Origin of the sequence: Oligoflexus tunisiensis, from assembly GCF_001748245.1 — a bacterium.
Classification (GTDB): Bacteria; Bdellovibrionota_B; Oligoflexia; order Oligoflexales; family Oligoflexaceae; genus Oligoflexus; species Oligoflexus tunisiensis.
The window spans coordinates 4940050-4963901 of record NZ_BDFO01000001.1 but is presented as its reverse complement, the minus strand read 5'-3'; the positions used below and the strand labels follow the sequence as shown (position 1 = coordinate 4963901).

The window sequence follows — 23852 nt, the reverse complement described above, 5'->3', positions numbered from 1 at the left end:
AGAGGACGTTCCTCAGGTTAAGCGGCTTCCTTTTGCACCGCGCGAGGCCTGAGGACCCGCGTCCAGGATCCGCCCCAGCGATAAAGAGCCCAACCGCCGAGCGGCATCAGCAAAAGGAGCAGCGAGGCCACAAACTCCGGCACCATGAGGAGGATGGTGGCAAAGAGCGGAGCCAGAATCTGGCAGAGAGTCATCACAAAGGTAATGGCACCGGACGCCAGGCCGGGCTGGGCATCGCCAAAGAATTCATAAAACTTCACCTGTTCCCAGGGAATGAAAATCATTTCACCCAGCGTCCACACTATCGTGACCGCGATCAGCGCGCCAGGACTCGAAACGAGTGGCACCAGAGCCAGACCCAGGGCGATCAGGATCGCTCCGGTCGCGCCGCGGCGTCCATCACTCCAGTCGCGCGTCAGGCGCCGGAGAAAATGCATGCCCAGCACAATCGTCATCGTGTTCACCAAAAGGGTGAGCGCATTCCATTCCACCGCCGGCAGACCACGTTGCGTCAACTGCAGCGGCAAATACGTGATGTGCCCCATGAATCCTATGGTGATCAAACAGATACCGGCCATGGGAACCCCATGCGCCTGAAACGCTGTTCGCAGGACCACAAGGCTGCCCGCGCTGCTGACGACCGGCGCGCTCTGCTTGCGTCGTTCGCTCAAAAGAAACCAGGTCAGGCCGGATCCCAGCACGAGAGTCGTCATCAAATCGATGCTGAGCAGCAGCGTGCGATGCGTGGCCAGCCATTGAAAGGCGATCGCGGCGGCCACACCGAGTGCAAAGTTCGAAACGAGATAACGAACACCGGCCATGTGCGCCCGTTCCTCGCCTTGAAAGCGGCCGACTATGGCGAGCGTGGACAGCGTCCGCAGTGTGGTCATCGCCACCACCAGCGACAAGGCGCCGAGGATGATCAAGGCTATGGAGGAGGCCTCGATGAGAAATGCGACGATACCGAGCGCATAGGCACTCGCGATAATCGCGAACGCCGTGCGAAAGCGGCCTTCATCCAGCCAGCGCCCCACGAGCGGTTGCCAGAAGCCGGACATCAATGAGGCCAGAGCCAGGACAAGGCTGGCCTGAACGGGCGAAAACAGACCGGTTCCTGCCAGTAGATTGGGCAGCAGCGTCACCGCGAACGAAAACGCCTGAGATAAAAACACCAGGGATAACAATGCGATACTTGATTTTTTCCGGAACATGGAAACCTCAGGTGCTCAGGACTTGTTACACTATCACCCTGGCCTTTCATCAAGACCCATGCCGCGGCGTTTGCTCTCTGGCCGGAAATACCAGGTTGCGACAGGAGGCTGAATTTTTTGCGGTTTCCTAACCGGCTTCTCCTTGCTAGGTTAGGGCAAAATTCTTTTGACGAAAGAGGAGTCGTTCGTGAAAAAGTTTCGGAACCCCCTGTTGGTACTGGTCCTTGGTGGACTGACAGGTTCGGGCGCTTATGCCGTGGAAGGTATGTGGCAGCCCGAGCAGTTGCCATTGATTGAAAAAGATTTGAAAGCCAAAGGTCTGGCGATCAAGCCGGAAAACCTGAATGATTTAACCGCTTTTCCGATGAACGCCATCGTCAGCCTGGGCGGCTGCAGCGCCTCGTTCGTCTCGGACCTGGGTCTTGTGCTGACCAACCATCACTGCGCGTATGGTTCGATCCAGTTTAATTCGAGCCCAGAACGCAACCTCCTGGAAAACGGTTTCTATGCCAATACCATGGCGGACGAACTGCCTGCGGCACCGGGTGCTCGAGTCTTCGTGACGGAGAGTATTCAGGACGTCACCAAGGATATTTTGAAAGGTCTCGATAAGACCACGGGGCTCAAGCGCTATGAGGCGATCGAAAAGCGTCGGAAAGACCTGATCACGGCCTGTGAAAAAACACCTGGCTATCGCTGCCGTATCGACTCCTTCCTGGGCGACAGTTCCTACCGTCTGACCCGTCAGCTTGAAATCAAGGATGTGCGCCTCGTTCAGGCTCCGCCCTCGGCCATCGGCAAGTTCGGTGGTGATATTGATAACTGGATGTGGCCACGCCATACCGGTGATTTTTCCTTCTATCGTGCTTATGTCGATAAGAAGGGTCTTCCCGCGGAATACAGCAAGGACAATGTTCCCTACAAGCCCAAGGGTTACCTGAAAGTTGACACCAAGGGCGTGAACGAAGGCTCGTTCGTGATGGTCGCCGGCTATCCTGGCCGCACCAACCGGCATCGTCTGGCCAGCGAAGTGGAATTCTACTTTGACGAATCCAGTCCACAAACCAAGGACTATCTGGACCGCCGCATCGCGCTGATTCAGGACTTCAAAGCCAAGGATCCTGAGCTGGGCATCAAGTATGCCGCGCAACTCGCTGGCCTGAGCAACGCCAGCAAAAATATCGAAGGCAAGCAGAAGGGCTATGAGGCCATGGGCCTTCTGAAGCAGAAGAAAGCTGAAGAAAAGGCTCTTCTGGATTATTTCAAAACAGCGAAGAACAAGCAGGCTCTGCAAAACCTCACCGCCCTGAATAAACTGCTCGACGAAGAGCACGCAGCGGATCGCTTTTCCCTCGTCCTGCGCAAGGCCGGTGATTCAGATCTTCTGAAAACCGCCTCCCGTCTTTACCGCCTGGCCCGGGAAAAGGAAAAACCGGACGCGCAACGGGAAGCCGGCTATCAGGATCGCGACCTTGCCATGATGAAACAAAATCTTCAGGCCATGACCCGCCGCTTCGATCCCAAAGTGGATCAGGCTCTGTGGGAACTGGGTCTCAGCGATGCTCAGAAAGCCAAGGCTGAATTCAAAAAACGCATTCCCAAGGCGCTGCAGGAGCTCGTCAACATGGATGCGGCTGCGCAGAAGAAAGCTCTGGCGGATTACTATGCGAAATCCATTCTGGGTGACGAGAAACAACGCCTGGACCTGATGAACGCGAACCGCAAGGCTTTCGAAGCCTCCAAGGATCCCTTCATTCAGCTGGCCGTGGCGCTCTATGATGATTCCATCAAACTGGAGAACGAAAACAAGGATCGCGCCGGCCGCTTCCAGCAGGTGCGTTCGCAGTACATGCAAAACCTGGCCGCTTACAAAGCGAAACAAGGCGAGGTTCTCTATTCCGACGCCAACTCCACTCTGCGCATCACCTACGGCACCGTGCAAGGCTACAAAAACCGGGCCGGGGTGGAACTGCCTTCCTTCACCAAACTGGAGGAAATCGTCGCCAAGAACACCGGCAAGGAGCCATTCAATGTTCCGGCGAAGCAGATGGAGCTGATCAAGGAGAAGCGCTATGGAAACTATCAGCTGGATTCGCTGAAAACCGTTCCTGTGAATTTCATGGCTGACCTTGATATCACCGGCGGCAACTCGGGCTCCGCGACTCTGAATGACAAGGCCGAACTCACCGGCCTCGTCTTTGACGGCACCATTGATGGGGTGATTTCGGACTGGGCTTATGATCCCGCCTTCACCCGCTCGATCCATGTGGATGTGCGGTACATGCTGTGGGTCCTGGATCAGTACGCCAGCGCCAATCGCATCCTGGATGAAATGGGCGTGAAATACGACAAGCGTGCCACGCACTGATCGTTAAAAGCAGATGATGGCGGCTTCCCCCTGGAGGCCGCCTTTTTCTTTGGGAGCTTAACGCATGAACGGGATATCACGTTGCCCCTGGGCCGGGGACGATCCACTGTATGTGGCCTATCATGATCACGAATGGGGCGTGCCGGTCCACGATGATCGGACGTTGTTTGAGTTTCTGATTCTGGAGGGAGCCCAGGCGGGACTCTCATGGATTACGGTTCTCAGAAAGCGTGAGAACTATCGCAAGGCCTTCGCGAATTTTGATCCGATCAAGGTTGCACGTTTTGATCAGGCCCGGCGTGAGAGACTCATGCAGAACGAAGGGATCATCCGCAATCGCCTGAAGATCGAGGCAGCGGTGATCAATGCGAAGGCCTTCCTGAAGGTGCAGAAGGAGTTCGGCAGTTTCGATGCGTATATCTGGAGTTTTGTCGGCGGCAGGACGCTGATGAATCCCCGGCGTACCCTGAAGGATGTGCCTGCTTCCACAGCGGAATCGGATGCGATGAGCAAGGACCTTAAAAAACGTGGCTTCAAGTTCGTCGGAACCACGATCTGTTATGCCTTCATGCAGGCCTGTGGCCTCGTGGATGATCACGTGGCCACATGCTTCAAGGCCTCAGGTCTTACTGAAAGATGATGTCGCCGTTGCCATGGCTGGTATCGAAGCGCCAGCGCTGATTCGAGCCGCCATTGCAGTTCCAAAGATGGACATTGCGCTCATAGCGCCAGCCGTTGGCGGTGTTCAGATCGATGTCCAGACAGCGCCCATCCATCATCGAAACGATCGAGAACCAGCCGCCGCCCACTGGCTGCAGACGATACTGCTGATTGATTCCGCCGTTGCAGTTATAAAGCTGCAGATTGGTCTGATGGGTCCAGTCTTCCACAAAACCCATATCAACATCAACGCAGCGGCCCAGAGCCTGGATCGTAAAGATCGTCGAAACACCGGATACGGTATGAGGTTGCAGATTGAACTGCTGATTCTCTCCGCCGTGGCAAGGCCATACTTCCAGATTGGTGTCGTAGCGCCAGGTGTTCTGCTCCCCGCGGTTGACATCAAGGCAGAGGTTGGAGCCGTAAGCGCTCTGCAGTGTGACTGCAAAGGCTGACTGATACAAACCGAGCATGCAAATAAGACCGATAATGAATTTCATAAGAATTCCTCCCAATATTGGATGACTCTAACCATTCACGCGGGACCATAGCACGCCGAGGGCTTATGATCAATTACCTGGGGTTTTATGATCACGTCGCAATTGAGGGCTTAAGCGCACATGAGCCCGAGGCTGCAGTAAAGCACCCAGACCGGGTTTCACCGATAGTTTTGTATTATTCAGGAAAGTTTTGCCGTGACGCTTGTCGGGTTCGGGAGGACGATTGTATGCTAGGGGTTCTCTTATCAGAACAGCAGTCAGACCTCTAATAGAAAGGGATTTCCATGTTACGCATGCCTATGAAACGGCAGCTGGAGCTGCGCAAAGCAATGGATGTCTTGCAGCACGAGATCATGAACATCGGGGTGACGCTTATGATTCCACGCCCCATGCGTCTGCGCATGCGCGGCGATGATCCGGAAATTTTTACCGTCGCCAAGCGGTCCCCACATCGGGACGAAGGCCGGGTGGCGGAAAACATGGTGAACTGTCGTGAATGGGTTTACCTGGATCGTTTGTTGTAAACAAAACCCCTTGAGGCTTGCACCTCAAGGGGTGGTGATCTAGCCCGCCTGATGCAGGGGTGATGACTCACTCTCCAGCGCATGAATCAGATTCAAACTCGCCACTACACGACGAATGGTATCCGGTCGGAACGAAATCCGCACATCGGCTTTATCCAGATGAATCAAGTTCCAGGCGCTCGCGCGTTGCAGGACGTGGATAATGTGCTGCCGACTCAGGCTTTGCGCGAGGCGGTTTTCGCATTCCGCCAGGGTCATAACCATACGACCGGTCGCGTCCAATGGCTGAGATTTTGCCCATAGCGCCAGGTCCCAAAGCGCCTTGCGTTCGCCGACCGCCAGAGTCGGTGGGGCTTTCTTTTGCTGGGCGTGGGCACCAAGATGCTGGTTGGCCATTTCATGGAAGGTTTCCAGGCCGGCCAGTTCCTCCTTGGACAGAAAATTCCCGGCCTGCCGCAGCTCTTTCAGCTCGAGCAGGCGATATTCCAGAAAGAGATTGTAGATTTTGAGGAAGAGTTCCTTCTCGGCCAGGAAAATATCGAGCAACGGTGAGAAGCTGGAATGCAGATCGACGACGGTGGTCCCGTCAATCTCCTTCTCCTGCACACGCGCGTTAGCCAAAATTCCCTTGGCGAGCCGCGTGGCCGCCCGCAGGAGATCATGCTGGCCCTTGCCGCCGGGTTCTGCACCGATGGACTGGATATAGATCTCATTCATGAATTTCAGGCGAAAGATGAGATCCTTGATCAAAATGTTCGCCCAGGGCGGGATATCCTTCAGCAGCTTTTCCATATCCTTGCTGCTGATCATCGTGACGACAGTCTCCGTCAAGGCTTTCACGGACGCCGTACGCGGAGTGCCCGTGGTCGCGGTCATGGCGCCCAGCAATTCGCCCTGACCGAGCTGAGCGAGGAGGATTTCATTGCCGCCGCGCGCCTGGTAGACTTTGACTTCTCCCGACTTAATGATATAGATATCACCGCCAGGGTCGCCCTCATGGAAGATCACGGCACCCGCGGGGAAGGTTTTTTCCACTTTCGTCACAGAACCTCCTCGATGACTCGGAGCAGGACTCGAAACTTTCACGTATTCAGAGTAAACTTGCAACGGAGCCATGGTCAAGATTCACCGAGAGGTCAACGGTTCCATCATGGGCTACACCCCGCTTCTGAAACTGAGGACGCCGATGAAGGTCATGCAGCTCGTGTCTGGATTGATCATCGCCACGACCCTCCTGGGACTGGGCTATGGTGTGGCTTCCCAGTGGTCCCTCCTATCTTCTCATGAGACGGACGCGTATGCTCAGATCACCGAGCCGGAGCGTTGGGTGGAGCCGCCGTCTGCGGACCCTGTCTGCCAGCGCTGGGAGGCGGACTGGCCGCCGATTCAGCCGGTGGCGGAACTGCAGGAAATGAGTGGTGTCGTCAGTTCACGACTCTATAAAAACATCCTGTATCACGTGGTCGACTCGGGCAACGAGCCTTTGATTCTGGTCACCGATCTGAAGGGGAATCTGCTCCACCAAATCCACTACGCAGCCAGTTCCTTCGATCCAGAGGCGCTGAGCCAGGGTCCCTGCCCCTGGGGTGGTCCCTGCCTGTTCGTGGCGGACACCGGTGATAATTTTCATATCCGCAGCAAAAAACGGATTCATGTCATTGATGAAAGCACGCTCTTCACCAACTCGCTGCATTCGGCAGAAATGGAATTTCAATTCCCTAAACAGGACCGCCTGGATGTCGAGGCCCTGGCCGTGCATCCCCAGACGGGGGATATGTTTTTATTCAGCAAGGAGCCTAAACGTAGCCTGGTGTTCCGTCTTCCCGCCAAGGCCTGGCGCAAGAACGATGGTGAACAGGTGGCGGAATCCGTTGGCTTTTTCCTCTATGATATGATTACGGACGCGTCATGGAGTGCCGATGGCAAAAGGCTTTTGCTGATCAACTGGCAAGGCATTTTTGAAAGGACTGGCCAGGCGGACAATGAGCACTCCGAGCGGGAGGGCTGGCTTCCTTACGAACGCAAGATCCGTCTGCCGCGCCTGGCCCAGCAGGAAGCAGTGGCATTTCTGCCAGATCAAAGATCCATTATCTACACTTCTGAAAAAAAATTCTTCCGGAGCAGTGGCTGGGGAATGGTGACGGCGCGCTGCATCCACGGTCAGGGCTGAACGTAGCTCAATATCCGTCCTCAAATGATCACACTGATAACCTTTTTCGCTAAGCTTTAATATATTCCGCTTCCCTCCGATAGGATATCCTGATAATGACCAGAAATCGATAGTGGTCAGTGAGTCAGAACCCCCTGAGGTTTCCATGACATACGAAGTTGATAGAAATGATAAAGAAATCAGGATCCTGGAAGCTGCCCAGACCCTGTTCAGTAGATATGGCGTAAGAAAGACCTCCATTGAGGAAATAGCCAAGTCAGCTGGGCTTGGCAAAGGAACCGTCTACCTCTATTTCAAGAGCAAGGATGAGATCTTTGACGCTGTGGCGCAGAAGTTCGGCCAGATCCTGACAGATAAATTGCAGACGGAAATTGCGGACGCTCCAACCCATTCGCGGAAGCTGGAACAATACATCATGGTGCGCCTCCGCTTTATTCATGATCTGATTCAGACCAATGGCTTGACGGCGGAAGTGATGAATGAAGCCAGCTGTACCCCGGCCATGCATCGGGTTCGGGAGAAATTTGGTGCTCAGCAGATCGCCCTTTTGAAGCAGATCATCGACGATGGTGTGGCGGCCGGTGAATTCGAGACCAGTGATTCCGAAATCTCGGCCATCGCCATCTTTGTTGCGATGAATGGACTGGAAAAGCCCTGGACCTTTCAGGGTCGTCAGCTCCCTCTCGACGATTTGGTCAAAGCTTTAATCGACCTTTACCTTGTCGGATTGAAAAAACGAAAATAGTGAAACCGCTGAAGGTTACGATACTGTTACTCTAATTGTTAAGGACGGGAACGATGATGCGATGCAAATTAACCAGCTGGATCATGCTGGGCCTCCTTGGTTCCAGCGGAGGTACAGTCTGGGCGCAGGAAGCGGCCAAACCAAAAGTTCTGACATTGGCGGAAGCTGTGAACCGCGCTGTGACCAGCAACCCCGCTGTGGAACAAGCCCAGGCGGAAATGGACGCCGCCACCGAAAGAAAAAGAAGCGCCTGGACCAACATCGGCCCACGGGTTTCAGCCGAGTATAACGAGACTTATTTTCCGGACAAGCAGACCGTCCAGTTTGGTGGCGCTGATGTTCTCGTTCGCGATGATGTGGCGAAGACAGGCAGCCTGACCATTGCTCAGCCCATTACCGGTCTTTACGCAGCCGTGCAGTATGGTCGCTTCAGCAACATGCAGCAGGACATGAGCTTTGAAGCCTTGCGTCAGGCCAAGCGTGATGTGGCCTTTCAAGCGGCCGAAGCCTTTTTGAGCGCTTATCAGGCCCAGGAGCAGGAAACGATTGCCGGCGCCTCCCTGAACGCCGCCAAGCGACAGTATGAGGATGCCCTGGCCATTCAAAGGGTGGGACGTCTGAGCCAAGGGGATGTTTTGAAATTTCAACTCGCCCTGTCGCAGGCGGAAACCCGAGCCACCCAGGCCCGGACCACCAAATACGTGGCGTTTGCCATGCTGCAGCAGATGATTCAGGCCCGCGATGAGGAGGCCCTGGTTCTGGAACAGAATTTGCCCAAGCTGGAAGAGGAGGCCGTCGATATCCAAAAAGGGATCGAACAGGCGTTGGCTCAAAGACCGGAAGCGCGCCGCGCCGCGCTCAGCACTGAGCTTGCTGAGTATAACAAGGACCTGGCCTATTCCCAGTTCATTCCCAGCGTGAATGTGTTCAAGAAATGGGATCGCAATTTTGGTGAGATGACCGCCTTCGGTGGTGAAAAGGAATCCACTTACTACGGCATCAGCCTGCAGTGGGATATCTGGAGCAACGGCTCCAGCGTCTTTGCCGTGCGGGAAGCGATCGCCAACAGCAACAGGGCGGAAGCCACCCGGGTCAGTGCTCAGGATGGTGTGAAGCTGGACGTGATCCAGGCCTGGCAGAATTTTCAGGCCGCCAAACAAACTTTGAAATTCGCCCAGACCGGTGTGGTTCAGGCTGAGGAAGCCTATCGCATCGATCAGACCCGCTTTAAAAACGGACAGATTTCCGCCACGGATTTGATTCTGTCGGAAAGCGCCATGTCCACGGCTCAGGGAACGCGGGTCGCGGCTGAAACTCAGTATTTGCTCTGGCATTTCCGTTTGCAGCGTTCGATGGGCAAGGATCTTCCCCAGGCCCAGGCTTCCCAACAACCTCAGGCACAAACCGCTTCGTGAGAGCGGTTAAGGAGATAAGCTTATGAAACGGACTCAACTCATTCTTTGGACAGGCGGTTTGCTGCTCATCAGTTGCACCAAAAACAAGGTGGATCTGCCGGCAACACCACCGCCCGCTGCTGTCAGCACCCCGGCTCCAACGGGTGACGCGCAAGCGGCACCAGCGACCATGCCCGCACAGCCAGCGGCGGCCCCTGCTGCCACCGCCACGGTTCCTGCTGCGACAACGGCAGCCGCTCCGAGCGTTGAAAGTAACGTCGGCATGCGACTGTCGGGTGAAGTGGCTTCGCAGACTAAATCGCAGCTGTCCTTCCGGGTCGGCGGTTTTATTCAGGATTTGAAAGTCAAGACGGGTGTGAACTGCAAGAAGGGTGATGTGCTGGCTGTCCTCGATACCCGCGACTATAAATTGTCTCTGGACATGGCGCGCTCGCAAAAGGAAATGGCCCAGGTGGCCTTGACCAATGCGAAAAGTGAGTTCGAGCGTGAGGAAGAGCTTAAAAAAGCCAATGTCTCGACCGAATCGATGTTCGACAAGCTGAAGGCCGGTTACGACAAGGCCCGTCTTGATCTGCAGATGGCTGATCTGAAACTGACCCAGGCGCAGCAGGCCCTGCAGGACACCAAACTGGTGGCGCCTTACAACTGTGTCGTAAGCAAACAGCTGCGCAACATGGGTGAGCGCGTGAATCCCGGCGACGCGGTCTTTGAACTGTATGATACGACGGATGTGGAATTGAATTTCCAGGTGCCTGAGCGCCTCGCCGGCAAGATCAAGATCGGTGACAAGCTCAAGGTTTCCATTCCAGCCACCGGTTTTGCCGGCGATCTGGAAGTGGTTCGCCTCGTTCCCATAGTGGAACAGGCCAGCCGTACGTTCCGGGTGATTGCGAAGGCTCCTGAACATGATGAGCGCGTCGTTCCCGGACTTTATGCCGAGGCTCAGCTCCATTAATAAACTCAAACCTGAGGAACGGGTGCGACCATGATACTTTCAGACGTTTCCATCAAGCGTCCGGTCTTTGCCACCATGCTCAATCTTGTGCTGGTGGTCTTTGGTCTCTTCGCGCTGCCAAGGCTGGCGATTGACCAATATCCGGACGTTGACTTCCCGGTGGTCTCGGCAACCGTTATTTATCCCGGTGCCGACCCCGAAACCATTGAACAGCGGGTACTTGATCCTTTGGAAAAAGCCGTGAACGGTATTTCCGGATTGGATACCCTGCAATCCACAGCCTATCCGAACCTTGCGCAGCTCGTGTTGAAATTCAAGCTCGACAAGAAAGGGGACGTGGCCGCTCAGGAAGTGCGCGATAAAATTTTTGCTGTCCTTTCTGAACTGCCGGATGAAGCGGAAACGCCTGTCATCCTGAAGTTTGATGTGGGTGGTGCACCGATCCTGAACATTGCGGTGTCTTCGGATAGCCTGAGCTATGGTGAGCTGTCCCGCTATGTGGATGATGTCATACAACCTTCCCTGGAACGCGTGAATGGGGTGGCTCGTATCGATACGGCGGGTGTGCGGGAACGCGAAGTTCATATCCTCGTCGATCGCGAGAAGCTTACGAGCTTTGGTCTGACCCCGCAGGATCTTATGACCGCTGTGCAAAGTCAAAGCGTGGATATTCCGTCGGGTAAACTCAAGACCAAGGAGAATACCTGGAGCATCCGCGTCAAAGGCAAGGCCGCTGGGGCTGGCGAGATTGCCAACCTGCCCGTGCAATTGAACGGCCGGAGTCTGCGCGTGGGTGACATCGCCACCGTGCAGGACACGATCGCCGAAGAGGAAACGGCAGCCTACATTGGCAAGACACCGACCATCCTGCTCTCCGCCTCGAAGCAGGCGGGTGGCAACACCACGCAGATCGCGGATGATTTGCGTAAGACCATTGATAAGTTGAAACTGCAACTGCCTCAGGCGGTCAAAGTCGAAGTGGTGACGGATAACTCGATCTACATCAAAGGATCGATCGATGCCGTGAAACTCGACCTTGTACTGGGTGCTCTGCTCGCCACCCTGATCGTGTTCGTCTTCCTGAGGGATTTCTGGATTACTGTGATTTCGGCCGTGGCGTTGCCTACGTCGGTGATTGCCACCTTCGCCTTCCTCCAGGGGATGGGCTTTACTCTCAATATGATGACCACACTCGGTTTGTCGTTGGCCATCGGTATCCTGATCGATGACGCCATCATCGTGATTGAGAACATCCACCGCCACCTGGCGATGGGCAAGAAAGGGGCTGAAGCCGCCAAGGATGCGACGTCGGAGATTGGTCTTGCAGTGTTTGCCACCACGTTAACCATCTGTGCCGTGTTCGTCCCTGTGGCTTTTATGGAAGGGATCATCGGCCGCTTCTTCTATCAGTTCGGTCTGACCGTGGCCTTCGCCGTCATGGTTTCGCTCTTCTGTGCTTTTACCATCGCTCCGATGCTGTCCGCCCGTCTTTTGAAACCGGGTGACCACAAGCCGCACAATGCAACTGCCCTGCGTGCCTGGCAGAAGGTGGAAAACAGCCTGCTCTGGCTGGACAATACCTATCGCGGCATTCTGCAGGCGGCCTTGAAGCGCCGGGGCTTGACGCTGCTGGGTGGTTTCCTGGTTTTCGTCCTGTCCATTGTTCTTCTGAAGTTTGTGCCCGTGGCCTTCTTCCCAAAAGAGGATAGAAGTCAGTTTAACATCAACCTTGAACTGCCTGAAGGGACGAGTCTGGACGCCACGAGGCACAAGGTTTTTGAAATCGTCGATCGCGTGCAGGCCTATCCGGGCGTGAAAACCGTGGTCGCGGCCGTGGCGGCGACCGGTGATCGGAAACCCAACAAGGCGAAGTTTGATGTTCTGTTGATTCCCAAGAATGAACGGAGTTTCACGCAGGCAGAGATCATCCAACGGATCCGTCAGGACCTTGGTCCTGTTTATTCCGGAAATGGCTCTGAACTTACGGTGTCCGAACCTGGTGGTGGGGGCGGAGGACGCACGGAACCCATTCAGCTCGTCTTCCGTTCGGATAACTGGGAGAAGCTGGTGACCTTTACCGATCAGATCAAGGAGCACATCAACAAGAATATTCCGGGTGCGGTGGAAGCCGGCACGACCAAACCCAAGGATGCACAGGAATTCCGCGTTGTGATCGATCAGGGTCGCGCGGCGGACCTGCAGGTTTCGGCTGGGCAGATCGGTGCGGTTTTGCGGGCCCTTTATGAAGGGGATAAGGTCGGTGAAATCGAATCCAACGGAAAAACCGTGGATGTGCGTCTGCGGATATCTGATCAGGATCGCCTCAGTGCGGCGGACCTGGGAGGGATCAGTCTGATGAACCGCAAAGGTCAGCTGGTGACTCTGGGTTCGATCGCGGAAATTCAACCGGCCGTAGCGCCTTCGGCGATCCAACGGTTTAACGGTCAGCGGCAGATTACCGTGTACTCAAGTTTTACCGGCAAGGACTTGCGTGGTGCCATCGCGCAGATTCAGGCCTATGCGCAGCAGAATATGCCGGCGGAAGTTTCGGTGACCCTGACGGGTGAAGCCGAGATCATGGCCGATGCCATCAAAGCGATGCTGAGAGCGCTGGCCATTGCGGTGCTCTTGGTGTTCATGATTCTGTGTGCCCAGTATGAAAGCTACCTCGCGCCCATGGTGATCATGGCCTCGCTACCTCTGTCGTTGACCGGTGCGTTTGGTTCGCTACTGATCACGGGGCAGGTGATGTCGGTTTACACGATGATTGGTATCATTCTCTTGATGGGTCTGGTGACCAAGAACGGTATTCTGCTTATCGACTTTACAATGCAAAAGATACGCGAGGGCCTGTCGGTGAACGCCGCCTTGCTCGAAGCCGGGCCGATTCGTTTGCGCCCCATCCTCATGACGACCTTTGCAGCCGGCGGCGGTATGCTGCCCATCGCTTTTGGTCATGGCGAAGGTGGTGAAGCCCGCTCGCCCATGGGTGTGGCGGTGATCGGTGGTCTTCTGGCGTCGACGGTGCTCACGCTGGTCGTGGTTCCTTGTCTGTTCAGTGTGGTGGAAGAGGTGAAGGAACGCTGGGTTCACCGGCGCGAGCGGCAAAAGGTTCCCAGTGGCGGCGGGTTTGCACCTGTCAGCTGGATGAAGAAGATGCCGCAGAAAAATCCGCCTCCCGATTCCGAGCACTGAGATAGCGTACGGGGTGCGATGGCGAGCACTGAGATAGCGTACGTATGGGGTGCGATGGCGAGCACTGAGATAGCGTACGGGGTGCGATGGCGAGCACTGAGATAGCGTACGGGGTGCGATGGCGAGCACTGAGATAGCGTACGTATGGGGTGCGATGGCGAGCACCGAGATAGCGTACGTACGTGGTGCGATTCCGAACATTAAGCGATTGAAAGTGCCCAGGCCCCAGGCCTGGGCCCCTTTCGTAAGGGCCCTGTTGGCTGGTTTGCGCCGCCCGGGGCCCTTTGTCCAGGAAACCAGGCCTGGAGTATGACAGAATTGCTGGACACCCGTTTTCCAGGCATTAACGGCTTGACATGACCCGGTCTTTCTCAACACTATGAACCAGTTGAAAGCTGAGGAATCGTCGGGATTGCTCCACTGCAGAGGAATTGGAATCTTATGGGTGACCTGATATTTTTGAGCCGCGATGATCTTCAGTACGTGCTGGACGGGCTGTCGCACCGTGAAAATAAACAGCATTTTCGGCAAAGTCTGATCAAGGCGACCGCCGCCTCCCATCGCATGACACCGCATCTTTTACGCTGGCTGGAAACCGCTTTGGAACACCCTGGCCAGGCCACCCAGCTTGGCAATCCGCTGAAAACTACAGCCTGTCTCTTCCTTCTGGCCTCGCTCGGCGAGCGCAAGTCCCTGCCCTCCATCCTGGCTCTGATGCAGATGGAGGATCCTGGCTTTTATGATCTGGTGGAAGAGGAGGCGATCGAAGGCGCCAGCCGTATCCTGGCCGCCGTGAGTGAGCCGGATGAGCTGATGCATATCGCCCAGGACGCCCGTCACGGGCTTGAGCTGCGCGAAAATTGTATCGATGCCCTGCTCCTGCACTACACGCAGGATCTGTTGGATTTCGAGGACCTCAGCGAATTCCTTTATGACCAGTGGCATGTCTTCCGCGCGGATGACTACGAATTCTGGCGAACCTGTCTGCTCACTTCGTTTTATGTTGCCGACGAGCGCCATTATCCGGAAATTCAACTGCTGGCGCCGCGGATCAAAGAGAGCTACGGTCAGGATCTGATTCAAATGCTGAAGAGCAAGGATCAGCCCGATGGTTCCACGGTCAGGGCCAATCTTTTCGCCTGTCCGGAATTTCAGCCGATTCGGGATCCCGTGTCCGAACTCCGCGACATGGTCGTCTTCGATATGATTGAGTCGATCGCGGCGGAAGTCAGACGCCAGGATATCGAAGAGTTTGCGGATGACGAGGATCAAACCGTCGCCACCCGCTCCATTCGGTTCCGCGTGCGGCCCTTTGCCATCAGCGACTTTTCCTGTTCCATCGAACTGCTCGATATTCATGATCTGCACGATCTGCATCTGGCCATTCAGGAAGCGCTGCATTGGGATGCGGACCACTGCTATTCCTTTTTCCTCGACAACCGTTTTCTGGGCTCCGAGCAGCCGTATGAAGCGCCAGCCGATGGCGGCGAGGAAACGCTGATTCAACTCAGCCACTTTCAATTCAAAGTGGGGCAGGAATTCGCCTACGTTTTTGATTGGAGTGAGGAACGCAAGTTCACGGTTCAGGTCGAGGACATCGTCCCGATTGATGATGATTCCGCAGAAACCGCCCGCTTTATCCCCGTCATCGAACGGCGCGGAACACCGCCTCTGCAGTATTCCCATAAGCCACAGCGGAATTAAGCTGAATCCGGTCCATCTTGCCATTTTCCCAAGGGGTCCCGGCTCCAGAAAATCCCTGATCAACCGATAACGGCGTTACGGGACAACTCCTTGGGGAATCGCTGATGAGCGCCAAAAATTTTGATCTGCAGCCTCTGCTTGAGGCTGTCAGTGATGACCCGGACATCATGAGCCAGGTCATTCAGATGTTTATACAATCCACCCGCGAAAATCTTGAAGCGATCCGGGAAGCCATTCAGAACCATGATGCCAAAGCGGTCAAGTGCAGCGCGCATCATCTGAAGGGCTCGCTGCTTGAATTCAGCGCGCAGAAGGCCGTGGCTCTGAGTTTGCAGCTGGAAAAATTGGGCGCGACGGAGCAGCTCGCTGCTGCCGACGGCGTATGGCGTGAACTGGATGCGGAGATTCGTGATCTGGTGGCCGAGCTCCAGCAAACGGAGTATCTTCGCTCGGCCTAGGCCTTGTTCCCTGTTCTTCCCTGGCCAAAGGGTAGGGAGTTTGTCAGACTTGAAATGGATCCCTAGCGTATTGAGGTCGTGATTTTTTCTATGCTGCAGATGGACGTCCAATCAGAACAACCCAAACTTTCCATCAAACGTCTGGTGAAAACCGATATTCGTATCGTGGAACCCATGCAGTTTGAAGCGTCGTTTGAACACCGCCTTATGGTCAAGCAAGGCCAGGACGTGGTGTATCCCAAGCGTTACAAGGTGGAATCGTATTTTGTCTTTCCACCGCAGATGAAGGTGAACAAGAGCACCTATCGCGTGGAAAACTTCTATCGCGATATGAAATCCTATTTCAATTTCCGTATTCCCAAGCTGAGCTATAAGGAAATGATGGGGCTGACCGACGATCCTGAGCGATCGCCGTTGCGCAAGATACTGGCTGAAATCAGCGATGAAAGCCGGCCTTTCAATAGCCAAAGGCAGTCGTTCATCGAGGATGAAGCACGTATTTTTGCCTGCTCCTTCTTTACGTTCCTCAAGCGTAAAGTCAAGCGCATGCACAGCATTCTGAACGAGCTCAGCGCAAGTCAGACGCCGGATGACTCGCTGCGTCTTCTGGATGAGGCTGAGCGCGCGTTTCGCGATAGCCTCGTCAAGGTCCTCAATATCTATCGCGAGTGGCAGAAGGTCGCGCACGAGGTTTTGGCCCGGGTGGCCGGCCTGCATAACGAAATTCATTCGATTGATGAATATTTGATCATGAACATCAAGGACGTGGTCCTTGAACTGGATCTGATCCTGCAGCGGCACGGACTCTGGCCTGACCTGCGCGATCGCTGGCGGCAGCGCCTCCGGGCCATCCTGCGGCTCATGCGGATCTATTCCAAACGCGAAAAGTATATTTGGGTTGATTCGCGCAGCCCGAGCATGGAACTGGAGCAATATTTCTATCGTCGCGGTCTGCTCAAGCGTCGCATCTGGTCAGCGCTTTATCTGGATACGCGCACCAAACCCCTTTTCTTCCTGCAGCAACAGACCTCGGCGGTGATGGCGGCCGGTCTTGCCGGTGCCTGGGCAGTGCTGGCGGATGTCGTCCTGCGTTTGCAAAACGGCCGTTCGAACTTCAGCATGGAATCCATTGGGCTTTCCTCCTTCCTGCTCGGTACCGCTCTGATCGTGGCCTATATCATCCGTGATCGCATCAAGGACGTTGCGAACGGCAGGTTTAAAGGCGGGATTTTTGGCAAGTTGCCGGATAACAGCTGCAAGATCATCTATGCTGGTAATGCCGCTGAAGGGGAAACCATACACGTCGGCAATCAGGAAGAGAAAGTCACCTTCAAGGACAGTACAAAACTGCCGGATGACATCACCGCTCTTTTGGAAGCGGAAAGTGTGACGAGTCTTGAAAATGAAGCCTGTACGGTCATCCGCTATCAAAAAATCCTCGACCTGCGCGGGGAACGCACGCGGGTGCTCAAGCGGAAAATTCGCGCCATTTATACCTTCTATCGCCTCAATGTCGGCGCCTTTCTGAGTCCTCTGGATGCCCCTTTCGCGGAACACCTGCTGCCCAACAGCAAGTGGGAAGCCGGCCTGCACATGCTGCCCAAGGTTTATCACATCGATCTGATCATTCGGGTCAGCGGTGATGATGAGACGGTCAAGGATGTCTACTATCACTACTATCAGTTGATCGTGGACAAGGAAGGCATTCGGCGGATCGACAAGGTTCGTTTGCCGGGTGACATTGAGGAAGAGCCGGTCACAGAAATGGCATAAATTCCAGTAGTCTGTCAGTCTTTTGCGTCAAATGGAGTCTTGCGTAATTTAACGCAAGCCCCTAATCTGAAAAATTGGACGAGACGCTGAGGGATCCCCATGATTGAGATGTCGATTCGAAGACCCGTGTTCGCATGGGTCTTAATGTTTGCTTTGATTGTCTTTGGCGCGATATGCCTGAATCGCATGGGCATCAGCCAGATGCCGGATGTCGACTTTCCCATCCTCAACATTTCCGTGAACTACGAGGGAGCCGCACCCGAAGTGGTTGAGGCCGATTTGATTTCGCCTCTCGAAGAACGCCTTTTGACCATCGAGGGGATCAAGGAGATGCGATCCAGTGCCAGGCAAGGCTCCGGACGGATCACTCTCGAATTCAATATCGATCGCAACATCGATGTCGCGCTGCAGGAAGTGCAGTCCGCAATCAGTCAGTTCCGTATGCCGACCGGCACGGATCCACCCGTCATTCGCAAATCCAACCCGGAAGAGGACCCCATCCTCATCGTCTCGGTTTACGGTGACAAGGATTTTCGCGAGATCCTGAACTGGACCAACAACGTTCTGCTCGATCAGCTGCGCTTTCTGCCTGGTGTGGGCGCCATTGATATCGGTGGTTTCAGCGAGCGCAACCTGCGGGTCTGGTTCGATCCCAAAAAATTGAACCAGTATCAGCTGACGGTCAGCGATGTCGTCGAAGCCCTGAATATGCAGCATTTGGAAAGCGCGGCGGGCCAGTTTTCGGAGGCCGATAGGGAGCTGCGCGTCCGCTGGCTGGGTGAAGCGACAGCAGTCGAGGATGTCGGTGAAATCCTGATTCTGAGACGTGGCGGACAGATCATCCACGGTTCGAATATTCGCATCAAGGACGTCGCCACAGTCGAGGATGGTTTGTCCGATATTCGCCGTGTGGCGCGGTATGAAGGCAAGCCGACCGTCAGTCTGCGGATCAGCAAGCAGCGTGGCACGAACGAGGTCGTTGTTTCCGAGACCCTTCAGAAACAGATGGACATCCTGGCCAAGGACTTTCCCGAAGGCATCAAACATCGGGTGAACGTCGACTTCACACGGTCCACCAAGGCCACGGTGGACCTGACCATGGAAAAAATCTGGGTGGCGGGTGGCATCACCATCCTGGTCTGCTTTCTCTTTCTGGGGAGCTACCAGGCGGCGCTCAACATCCTCTTTTCGATTCCCACTTCGATCGTGGGGACCTTTATCGTTTTGTACTTCTCCGGGTTCACGCTGAACCTTTTTACCCTTCTGGCGCTGACCCTTTCCATCTCGATCGTGGTTGATGATGCCATCATGCTGTTGGAAAACATCGTCCGGCATTACCGAATGGGCAAGGGCTCGTTCCGGGCCGCGGCGGAAGGGGCCAGGGAAGTTCTGCCGGCGGCCTCGGCCGCGACGCTTGCCATGGTGGCCATCTTTATTCCTGTGGTTTTCATGGAAGGTGTGATCGGTAAGTTCTTCTTTCAGTTCGGTGTGACGATTTCGGCTGCCGTTTTGATTTCGCTTTTGGAAGCTGTCACCATCACACCGATGCGAGCCGCTGCGTTTCTCCGCAATGAACCCAAGGTGGGACGCTTTGAACGCTTCATGGATCATATCTTTGAACGCCTGGGGAATGCCTACCGGACGGTGCTTAAACTCACCCTGCGTTGGCGTTACCTCGTGATCCTGATCTCCATGATCGGTTTCGTCCTGTCCCTCAGCCTTGTGACGAAAATTCGTCAGGAATTCATTCCCCCGCAGGATCAGGATATTCTGCTGGTCAGCGGCCAGGCGCCCCCGGGCTCCTCACTGGAATACACCATGGAGCTTGCCAAACAGGCTGAAGCGATCCTCGATAAAATTCCTGAGATCAAAACCTATTCGACCTCGGTCGGGGCCGGGGGAGCCAACGCTCAGCTCAACCAGATGTTTTTCCCGCTTCACCTGGTTCCCAAGGAGCAACGCGAAAAAACGCACATCCAGATCATGGCGGAACTGCGCGAAAAATTCCGCGACATCAAGAATGTGCGGATGAGCATGCGCGATATTTCCTCGCGTAACCTCACCTCGGGCCGGCAGAACCCGATCGGGATCAGTTTGCGAGGGCCGGACCTGGCCGTGCTGGGGGCCAAGGCCCAGGAGCTGATCAAGAAACTGGAAGAGGAAAAACTCGGCGTCGACCTTGATACGGATTATCGGACAGGGATTCCCGAGCTTCGCATTGAACCCAATCGCCGGGCCATGGCGGAACGCGGCGTGTCCGTGGAATCAGTGGGCCAGGTTCTGAGCGCGGCCATTGGCGGTATGCGCTCAGGTCGTTATACGGCCGATGGGAAGCGCTATGATGTGCGCTTCAAACTGCCGGATGAGATGGTCAAGTCAGCCGAAGATATCAAGCGTCTCTATGTTCGCAACATGGCCGGCAACCTGATTCCTTTGCGTGAACTTGTCACGATCGAGGAAGGTCAGGCGTCGCAGGCCATCGGCCGCGTGAACCGGATGCGTGCGGTTTCGGTCTACGGAAACCTTGCCCCTGGTCAATCGCAGGCGCAGGTTTTGAAACGATCGGAAGAGCTGGCGCGCGAGATTCTGCCACCGGATTATATCTTCGCTTTGGAAGGCGCTTCGGCCGGTTTCAACGAAGCCTTCGAAAGTCTTTATGCGGCTCTGCTGATCGGGGTCCTGGTCGCGTATTTGATTCTGGCGGTGCAGTTCGATTCGTTCGTGCATCCCATCTCCATTCTGATGGCTCTGCCTTTCAGTGTGACGGGAGCCCTGCTAGCCCTGTGGATGACGGATCAATCGCTCAACCTCTTCTCGTTCATCGGCGTCATCGTTCTGATGGGGATTGCGAAAAAGAACAGTATCATGCTGGTGGAGTTCGCCAACCATGTGCGGCATGACAAGAAGCTGCCGGTGTATGAGGCTCTCCTGGAAGCTTCGCCGGTGCGGTTAAGACCGATTATCATGACGTCCGTGGCAACCGTGGCTGCCGCCGCTCCTCTGGTCTTCGGCGGTGGCATGGGCTCCGAAGCCCGACTCCCCATGGGTCTGGCGATTATCGGTGGCACCATCGTCTCCACGCTTCTGACGCTCTTTGTCGTGCCGGCGTTCTATATGCTGATGTCCAAACTGGAAAGCAAAAAACGTCACGAGGCGGCAACAGTTGCGTCATAAGAATTTAGTTGTTGATCCGCTGCTGTGAGCCCGCTACTCTCATGAATCCAATGGTGATTTTGACGAAGACCCGGAGGTTTTATGAGAGCGTGGGCTCGACTCTTTCTGATCATGTTGCTCATGGCTGATGCTGCGCCAGCTCTGGCTTTCACATTTTCCATACATCCGTAAAGACTTCTACATGATAAACCCCGTCTTCCCCCCTGGCTCCAGATAGGCGAGTATCAGGGCGGGAGGTTGTCCATGAAAGAACTGTGGACGAAGGCCAACGCCTTCAGTTGGGCAACGGGACAGAATGCCTGGATCTATTGGGATGCGGCCAACTACTTCAAAGCCTTTATTGAAGCCTGCTCCAACGCCACTCATGAAATTTTCATCACCGGCTGGGATATCCATAGTGAGACCAATCTGGCTCCGGATTGGGAAGGCACCTGGGTCCCGCGACGCTGGAGTTTGAATCATTTTCTCCTCGACCTTCTGAAAAGCAAGCCCGATTTGCATATTTATCTCTTGTGCTGGGACTATGCCCCCATCTATCTGCTGGAACGGGAAAAGCTGCAGGCTCTGCGCTTTGGCTGGTTCAGTCACCCACGCATGCACTTCAAGATGGACGCCGCGCATCCGGTCGGGGCCTCGCAGCATCAAAAGTTTGTGGTGGTGGATCAGAGCATCGCCTTCCTGGGCGGTCTGGATCTTACCATTCGGCGCTGGGATACCTGCGATCATTTTGCCCGCCATACGCTGCGTGTGGACCCGCAGGGCCAGCCCTACGGGCCCTATCATGATATGCAGATCGGTTTCAATGGAACGATGGCCCAGCACATGGCGGCACTTTTTTGCGAACGCTGGAAACGGGCCACCGGCGAAACGCTGTCCTCGCAACCGGTCGAGCAGAATTTTACGCCGCAGATGCTGCCCGGGGTCTATGCCTTCGAGGATGTGTCGATCGCTCTCTCGCAGACCATGCCGCCCTTCCGGGACCTTGCCCCGCGCTTTGAGATCGCTCAGCTCTATACGGATGCGCTGGAAGCGGCCAGGCACCATATCGTTCTTGAAAATCAGTATCTGACCTCGCGGCACATTGTGGAAATTCTGTCAGGCGTTCTGCAACGCGAGGGTGGACCCGAGGTCGTCATTATTCTGCCGGAATTGGCCGGCGGCTGGCTGGAGCAGAAAACCATGGGGCTCCTCCAGGGCCAGGCGCTTTATACGCTTCGGCAGGCCGATGCCTACAACCGGCTGCAGGTGTTTTACCCGGCCCATCGGGAGCTGGAAAAGTCCCGGCGCTATATCACCGTTCACAGCAAGGTGATGGTCGTGGATTCGCAGATTATCTCGGTCGGCTCGGCGAATCTGAACAATCGCTCGATGGGTTTTGATTCCGAGGTGAATGCCAGCCTTTATGTGAAAAAACCCTGTTATGGCTTTACAGCTCATCTTCTGTCCCATCATACTGAGGTGGATGCCACGGCGATTGAAAGTCACCTGGAAAGCGGCGGATCGATTCGGGATGCCATTCGGATATTAAATGATGGTTCCGCCAAACGATTTCTGCATGCGTTTCCCATCCAGGCCACCGGCCCCATGCTGCTCGATGCCGAGCTGGTGGATGCGGAAAAGCCGAGTGTGCTGGAAGAGGGCATGGATCGCTGGAGCCAGATGATGCAGATCCTGGCCCGCCGCCTGGGTCTTTCCTCGCCGACGGTCATGTTTGGAGTGGGCTTTATTCTTTTGGGGATTTTTCTGTTCGCACTTTATATGATCTCACGCAAGTCGCCGATCGACCACTATCGTCTGATGGCCTTTTTCCGCGGTGCGGGTGGCGACAGCTGGCAGCGCCATGCGCTGATTCCCTTGACCTTTGCCATCGGGGGTCTGCTCTTTGTCCCTATCAATATCATGATTCTGGCCACGGCGGCCTTCCTGCCGATCAGCCAGGCCCTGGTGCATATCCTGTTCGGCATCGTGATGAATGTGACCACATCCTATTTTGTGGGCCACACCGCCGGGCGCTATTTCTTTCGCAGATTTTTTGGAGCCAAGGTGCGGAATATTCTGCGGCGGGTCGGCAACGGGCATTTTCTGACTCTCGTGGCCCTGCGCATTGTTCCCGTCGCCCCTAATTCGCTGATCAACCTGACCGCCGGTGTCGGGCATGTTCCTTTCTTCCGATTTCTGGCCGCGACGCTGGTGGGCATGGCTCCCGGACTTTTGCTTCTGGTCGTGTTCCAAAAGAGTCTATTTAAGGTTTTGGAAAAACCTGAGCTGGTTTCCATTCTGCTGCTCGTGGCTCTGATCGTTTTTGGTCTGCTGCTGGCTCAGTGGTCGTTGCGACGATTTTCGCATTATGGACGCTCATGAAGAAACGATCCGGGCCCATCAAGGTTCTCAGCTACAACCTGCACTTTGGTCTGAGTGCCTTTCGCAAGAAGGCGGTCGAGGAACGATTGATCCAGACGATCCTGCGCGAGCAATGCGATATTGTGATGCTGCAGGAAATCTGGATTCCGGAGGATGCCGTGGTCGCATCCTTTCTGGATCATCTGCAGGAGGAGCTGGCCCATCGCATCTGTGGCCCGACGGTGAAATTCGCCACCGGCATTCAAGGCAATGGACTCCTCAGCAGTTTTCCTATCGTGCGCTGGTGCAATCGCACTTTGTCGGAATCGAGTCGCACGCAGCCGCGGGCCATCCTGCATGCCGACGTGCAAACCGCGAGCGGGGAGCTGCTCGCTGTGATCTGCACGCATTTCGGTTTAAGTCATAGCGAACGCCTGGATCAGGCCCGTGAGCTGGCCGAATACATTCACGAGCACGTGCCGCGCGACAGGCCGCTGATCGTGGCGGGGGATTTCAACGACTGGCCTTGCAAGCTCAGCCGCTTCTTTCTTCGTGAACTCGGCCTGATTGAAATTTTCAAAAACACTCTGGGGCGCCATCAGCGGACCTTTCCGGCGATTTTTCCGCTCTTCTGCCTCGATCGCATCTACGCCCGCGGAT

Annotated in this window: 16 protein-coding genes and 1 pseudogene; 14 read left to right on the top strand and 3 right to left on the bottom strand. The window is 55.3% G+C overall.

The annotated features are described in order from the left end of the window. Positions 1-17: 17 nt before the first annotated feature. On the bottom strand, positions 18-1172 hold the full coding sequence (locus OLTU_RS20420; RefSeq protein ID WP_218110160.1) for an MFS transporter: 1155 nt from the start codon (positions 1170-1172) through the stop codon (positions 18-20). 226 nt (positions 1173-1398) lie between these two features. On the opposite strand from OLTU_RS20420, the gene OLTU_RS20415 reads away from it, so the two are divergent. Beyond that, on the top strand, positions 1399-3579 hold the full coding sequence (locus OLTU_RS20415; RefSeq protein WP_218110159.1) for a S46 family peptidase: 2181 nt from the start codon (positions 1399-1401) through the stop codon (positions 3577-3579). 64 nt (positions 3580-3643) lie between these two features. After that, entirely contained in the window at positions 3644-4219 is a 576-nt protein-coding gene (locus OLTU_RS20410) for a DNA-3-methyladenine glycosylase I (protein ID WP_141734600.1), read from the top strand. On the opposite strand, the gene OLTU_RS20405 is transcribed toward OLTU_RS20410, so the two are convergent. Then, positions 4206-4739 (bottom strand): RICIN domain-containing protein, encoded by a 534-nt coding sequence (locus OLTU_RS20405; protein ID WP_141734599.1) that lies wholly within the window; start codon positions 4737-4739, stop codon positions 4206-4208. The two genes, OLTU_RS20410 and OLTU_RS20405, sit on opposite strands and share 14 nt — an antisense overlap. 284 nt (positions 4740-5023) lie before the next feature. Between OLTU_RS20405 and OLTU_RS20400 the strand changes: the two genes are divergently transcribed. After that, positions 5024-5263 (top strand): hypothetical protein, encoded by a 240-nt coding sequence (locus OLTU_RS20400; RefSeq protein ID WP_141734598.1) that lies wholly within the window; start codon positions 5024-5026, stop codon positions 5261-5263. A 39-nt stretch (positions 5264-5302) separates the two neighbouring features. Here OLTU_RS20400 and OLTU_RS20395 read toward each other — a convergent pair whose 3' ends face one another. Next, positions 5303-6307, bottom strand: a complete 1005-nt coding sequence (locus OLTU_RS20395; protein WP_176736800.1) for a Crp/Fnr family transcriptional regulator — start codon at positions 6305-6307, stop codon at positions 5303-5305. Between the two features lie 70 nt (positions 6308-6377). On the opposite strand from OLTU_RS20395, the gene OLTU_RS20390 reads away from it, so the two are divergent. From OLTU_RS20390 to OLTU_RS32730, 11 genes and pseudogenes are all read left to right on the top strand, one after another. Then, the gene (locus tag OLTU_RS20390; protein ID WP_141734596.1) at positions 6378-7433 is read left to right on the top strand and encodes a hypothetical protein; all 1056 of its coding nucleotides are present in this window, start codon (positions 6378-6380) and stop codon (positions 7431-7433) included. Between the two features lie 145 nt (positions 7434-7578). Continuing rightward, positions 7579-8178 carry a TetR/AcrR family transcriptional regulator gene (locus OLTU_RS20385; RefSeq protein WP_141734595.1) on the top strand — a complete coding sequence of 200 codons (600 nt, stop codon included), beginning with the start codon at positions 7579-7581 and terminating at the stop codon, positions 8176-8178. A gap of 53 nt (positions 8179-8231) precedes the next feature. Continuing rightward, on the top strand, positions 8232-9593 hold the full coding sequence (locus OLTU_RS20380; RefSeq protein ID WP_141734594.1) for a TolC family protein: 1362 nt from the start codon (positions 8232-8234) through the stop codon (positions 9591-9593). A gap of 22 nt (positions 9594-9615) precedes the next feature. Further along, positions 9616-10548 (top strand): efflux RND transporter periplasmic adaptor subunit, encoded by a 933-nt coding sequence (locus OLTU_RS20375; RefSeq protein WP_141734593.1) that lies wholly within the window; start codon positions 9616-9618, stop codon positions 10546-10548. Between the two features lie 30 nt (positions 10549-10578). After that, a complete protein-coding gene (locus tag OLTU_RS20370; RefSeq protein ID WP_141734592.1) occupies positions 10579-13743 on the top strand; it encodes an efflux RND transporter permease subunit in 3165 nt (1054 codons plus the stop codon). A gap of 441 nt (positions 13744-14184) precedes the next feature. Next, entirely contained in the window at positions 14185-15447 is a 1263-nt protein-coding gene (locus tag OLTU_RS20365; protein ID WP_141734591.1) for a DUF1186 domain-containing protein, read from the top strand. A 104-nt stretch (positions 15448-15551) separates the two neighbouring features. After that, positions 15552-15905: an Hpt domain-containing protein gene (locus OLTU_RS20360; RefSeq protein WP_141734590.1), complete on the top strand. Its 354-nt coding sequence runs from the start codon at positions 15552-15554 to the stop codon at positions 15903-15905. Positions 15906-15995: 90 nt separating this feature from the next. Next, a complete protein-coding gene (locus tag OLTU_RS20355) occupies positions 15996-17678 on the top strand; it encodes a hypothetical protein (protein ID WP_141734589.1) in 1683 nt (560 codons plus the stop codon). A gap of 99 nt (positions 17679-17777) precedes the next feature. Continuing rightward, the gene (locus OLTU_RS20350) at positions 17778-20852 is read left to right on the top strand and encodes an efflux RND transporter permease subunit (RefSeq protein WP_141734588.1); all 3075 of its coding nucleotides are present in this window, start codon (positions 17778-17780) and stop codon (positions 20850-20852) included. A gap of 243 nt (positions 20853-21095) precedes the next feature. Further along, a complete protein-coding gene (locus OLTU_RS20345; RefSeq protein WP_141734587.1) occupies positions 21096-23213 on the top strand; it encodes a VTT domain-containing protein in 2118 nt (705 codons plus the stop codon). Beyond that, positions 23210-23851 (top strand): annotated as a pseudogene (locus OLTU_RS32730) (endonuclease/exonuclease/phosphatase family protein); the annotation flags it as partial. The gene OLTU_RS20345 and the pseudogene OLTU_RS32730, both read left to right, overlap by 4 nt. Position 23852 lies beyond the last annotated feature (1 nt).

Excerpts from the sequence above, each read along its gene's own strand:
- OLTU_RS20410 (WP_141734600.1), top strand. The coding sequence starts at position 3,644 with ATGAACGGGATATCACGTTGCCCCTGGGCCGGGGACGATCCACTGTAT.
- OLTU_RS20405 (WP_141734599.1), bottom strand. The coding sequence starts at position 4,739 with ATGAAATTCATTATCGGTCTTATTTGCATGCTCGGTTTGTATCAGTCA.
- OLTU_RS20400 (WP_141734598.1), top strand. The coding sequence starts at position 5,024 with ATGTTACGCATGCCTATGAAACGGCAGCTGGAGCTGCGCAAAGCAATG.
- OLTU_RS20390 (WP_141734596.1), top strand. The coding sequence starts at position 6,378 with ATGGTCAAGATTCACCGAGAGGTCAACGGTTCCATCATGGGCTACACC.
- OLTU_RS20385 (WP_141734595.1), top strand. The coding sequence starts at position 7,579 with ATGACATACGAAGTTGATAGAAATGATAAAGAAATCAGGATCCTGGAA.
- OLTU_RS20380 (WP_141734594.1), top strand. The coding sequence starts at position 8,232 with ATGATGCGATGCAAATTAACCAGCTGGATCATGCTGGGCCTCCTTGGT.
- OLTU_RS20375 (WP_141734593.1), top strand. The coding sequence starts at position 9,616 with ATGAAACGGACTCAACTCATTCTTTGGACAGGCGGTTTGCTGCTCATC.
- OLTU_RS20370 (WP_141734592.1), top strand. The coding sequence starts at position 10,579 with ATGATACTTTCAGACGTTTCCATCAAGCGTCCGGTCTTTGCCACCATG.
- OLTU_RS20365 (WP_141734591.1), top strand. The coding sequence starts at position 14,185 with ATGGGTGACCTGATATTTTTGAGCCGCGATGATCTTCAGTACGTGCTG.
- OLTU_RS20360 (WP_141734590.1), top strand. The coding sequence starts at position 15,552 with ATGAGCGCCAAAAATTTTGATCTGCAGCCTCTGCTTGAGGCTGTCAGT.
- OLTU_RS20355 (WP_141734589.1), top strand. The coding sequence starts at position 15,996 with ATGCTGCAGATGGACGTCCAATCAGAACAACCCAAACTTTCCATCAAA.
- OLTU_RS20350 (WP_141734588.1), top strand. The coding sequence starts at position 17,778 with ATGATTGAGATGTCGATTCGAAGACCCGTGTTCGCATGGGTCTTAATG.
- OLTU_RS20345 (WP_141734587.1), top strand. The coding sequence starts at position 21,096 with ATGAAAGAACTGTGGACGAAGGCCAACGCCTTCAGTTGGGCAACGGGA.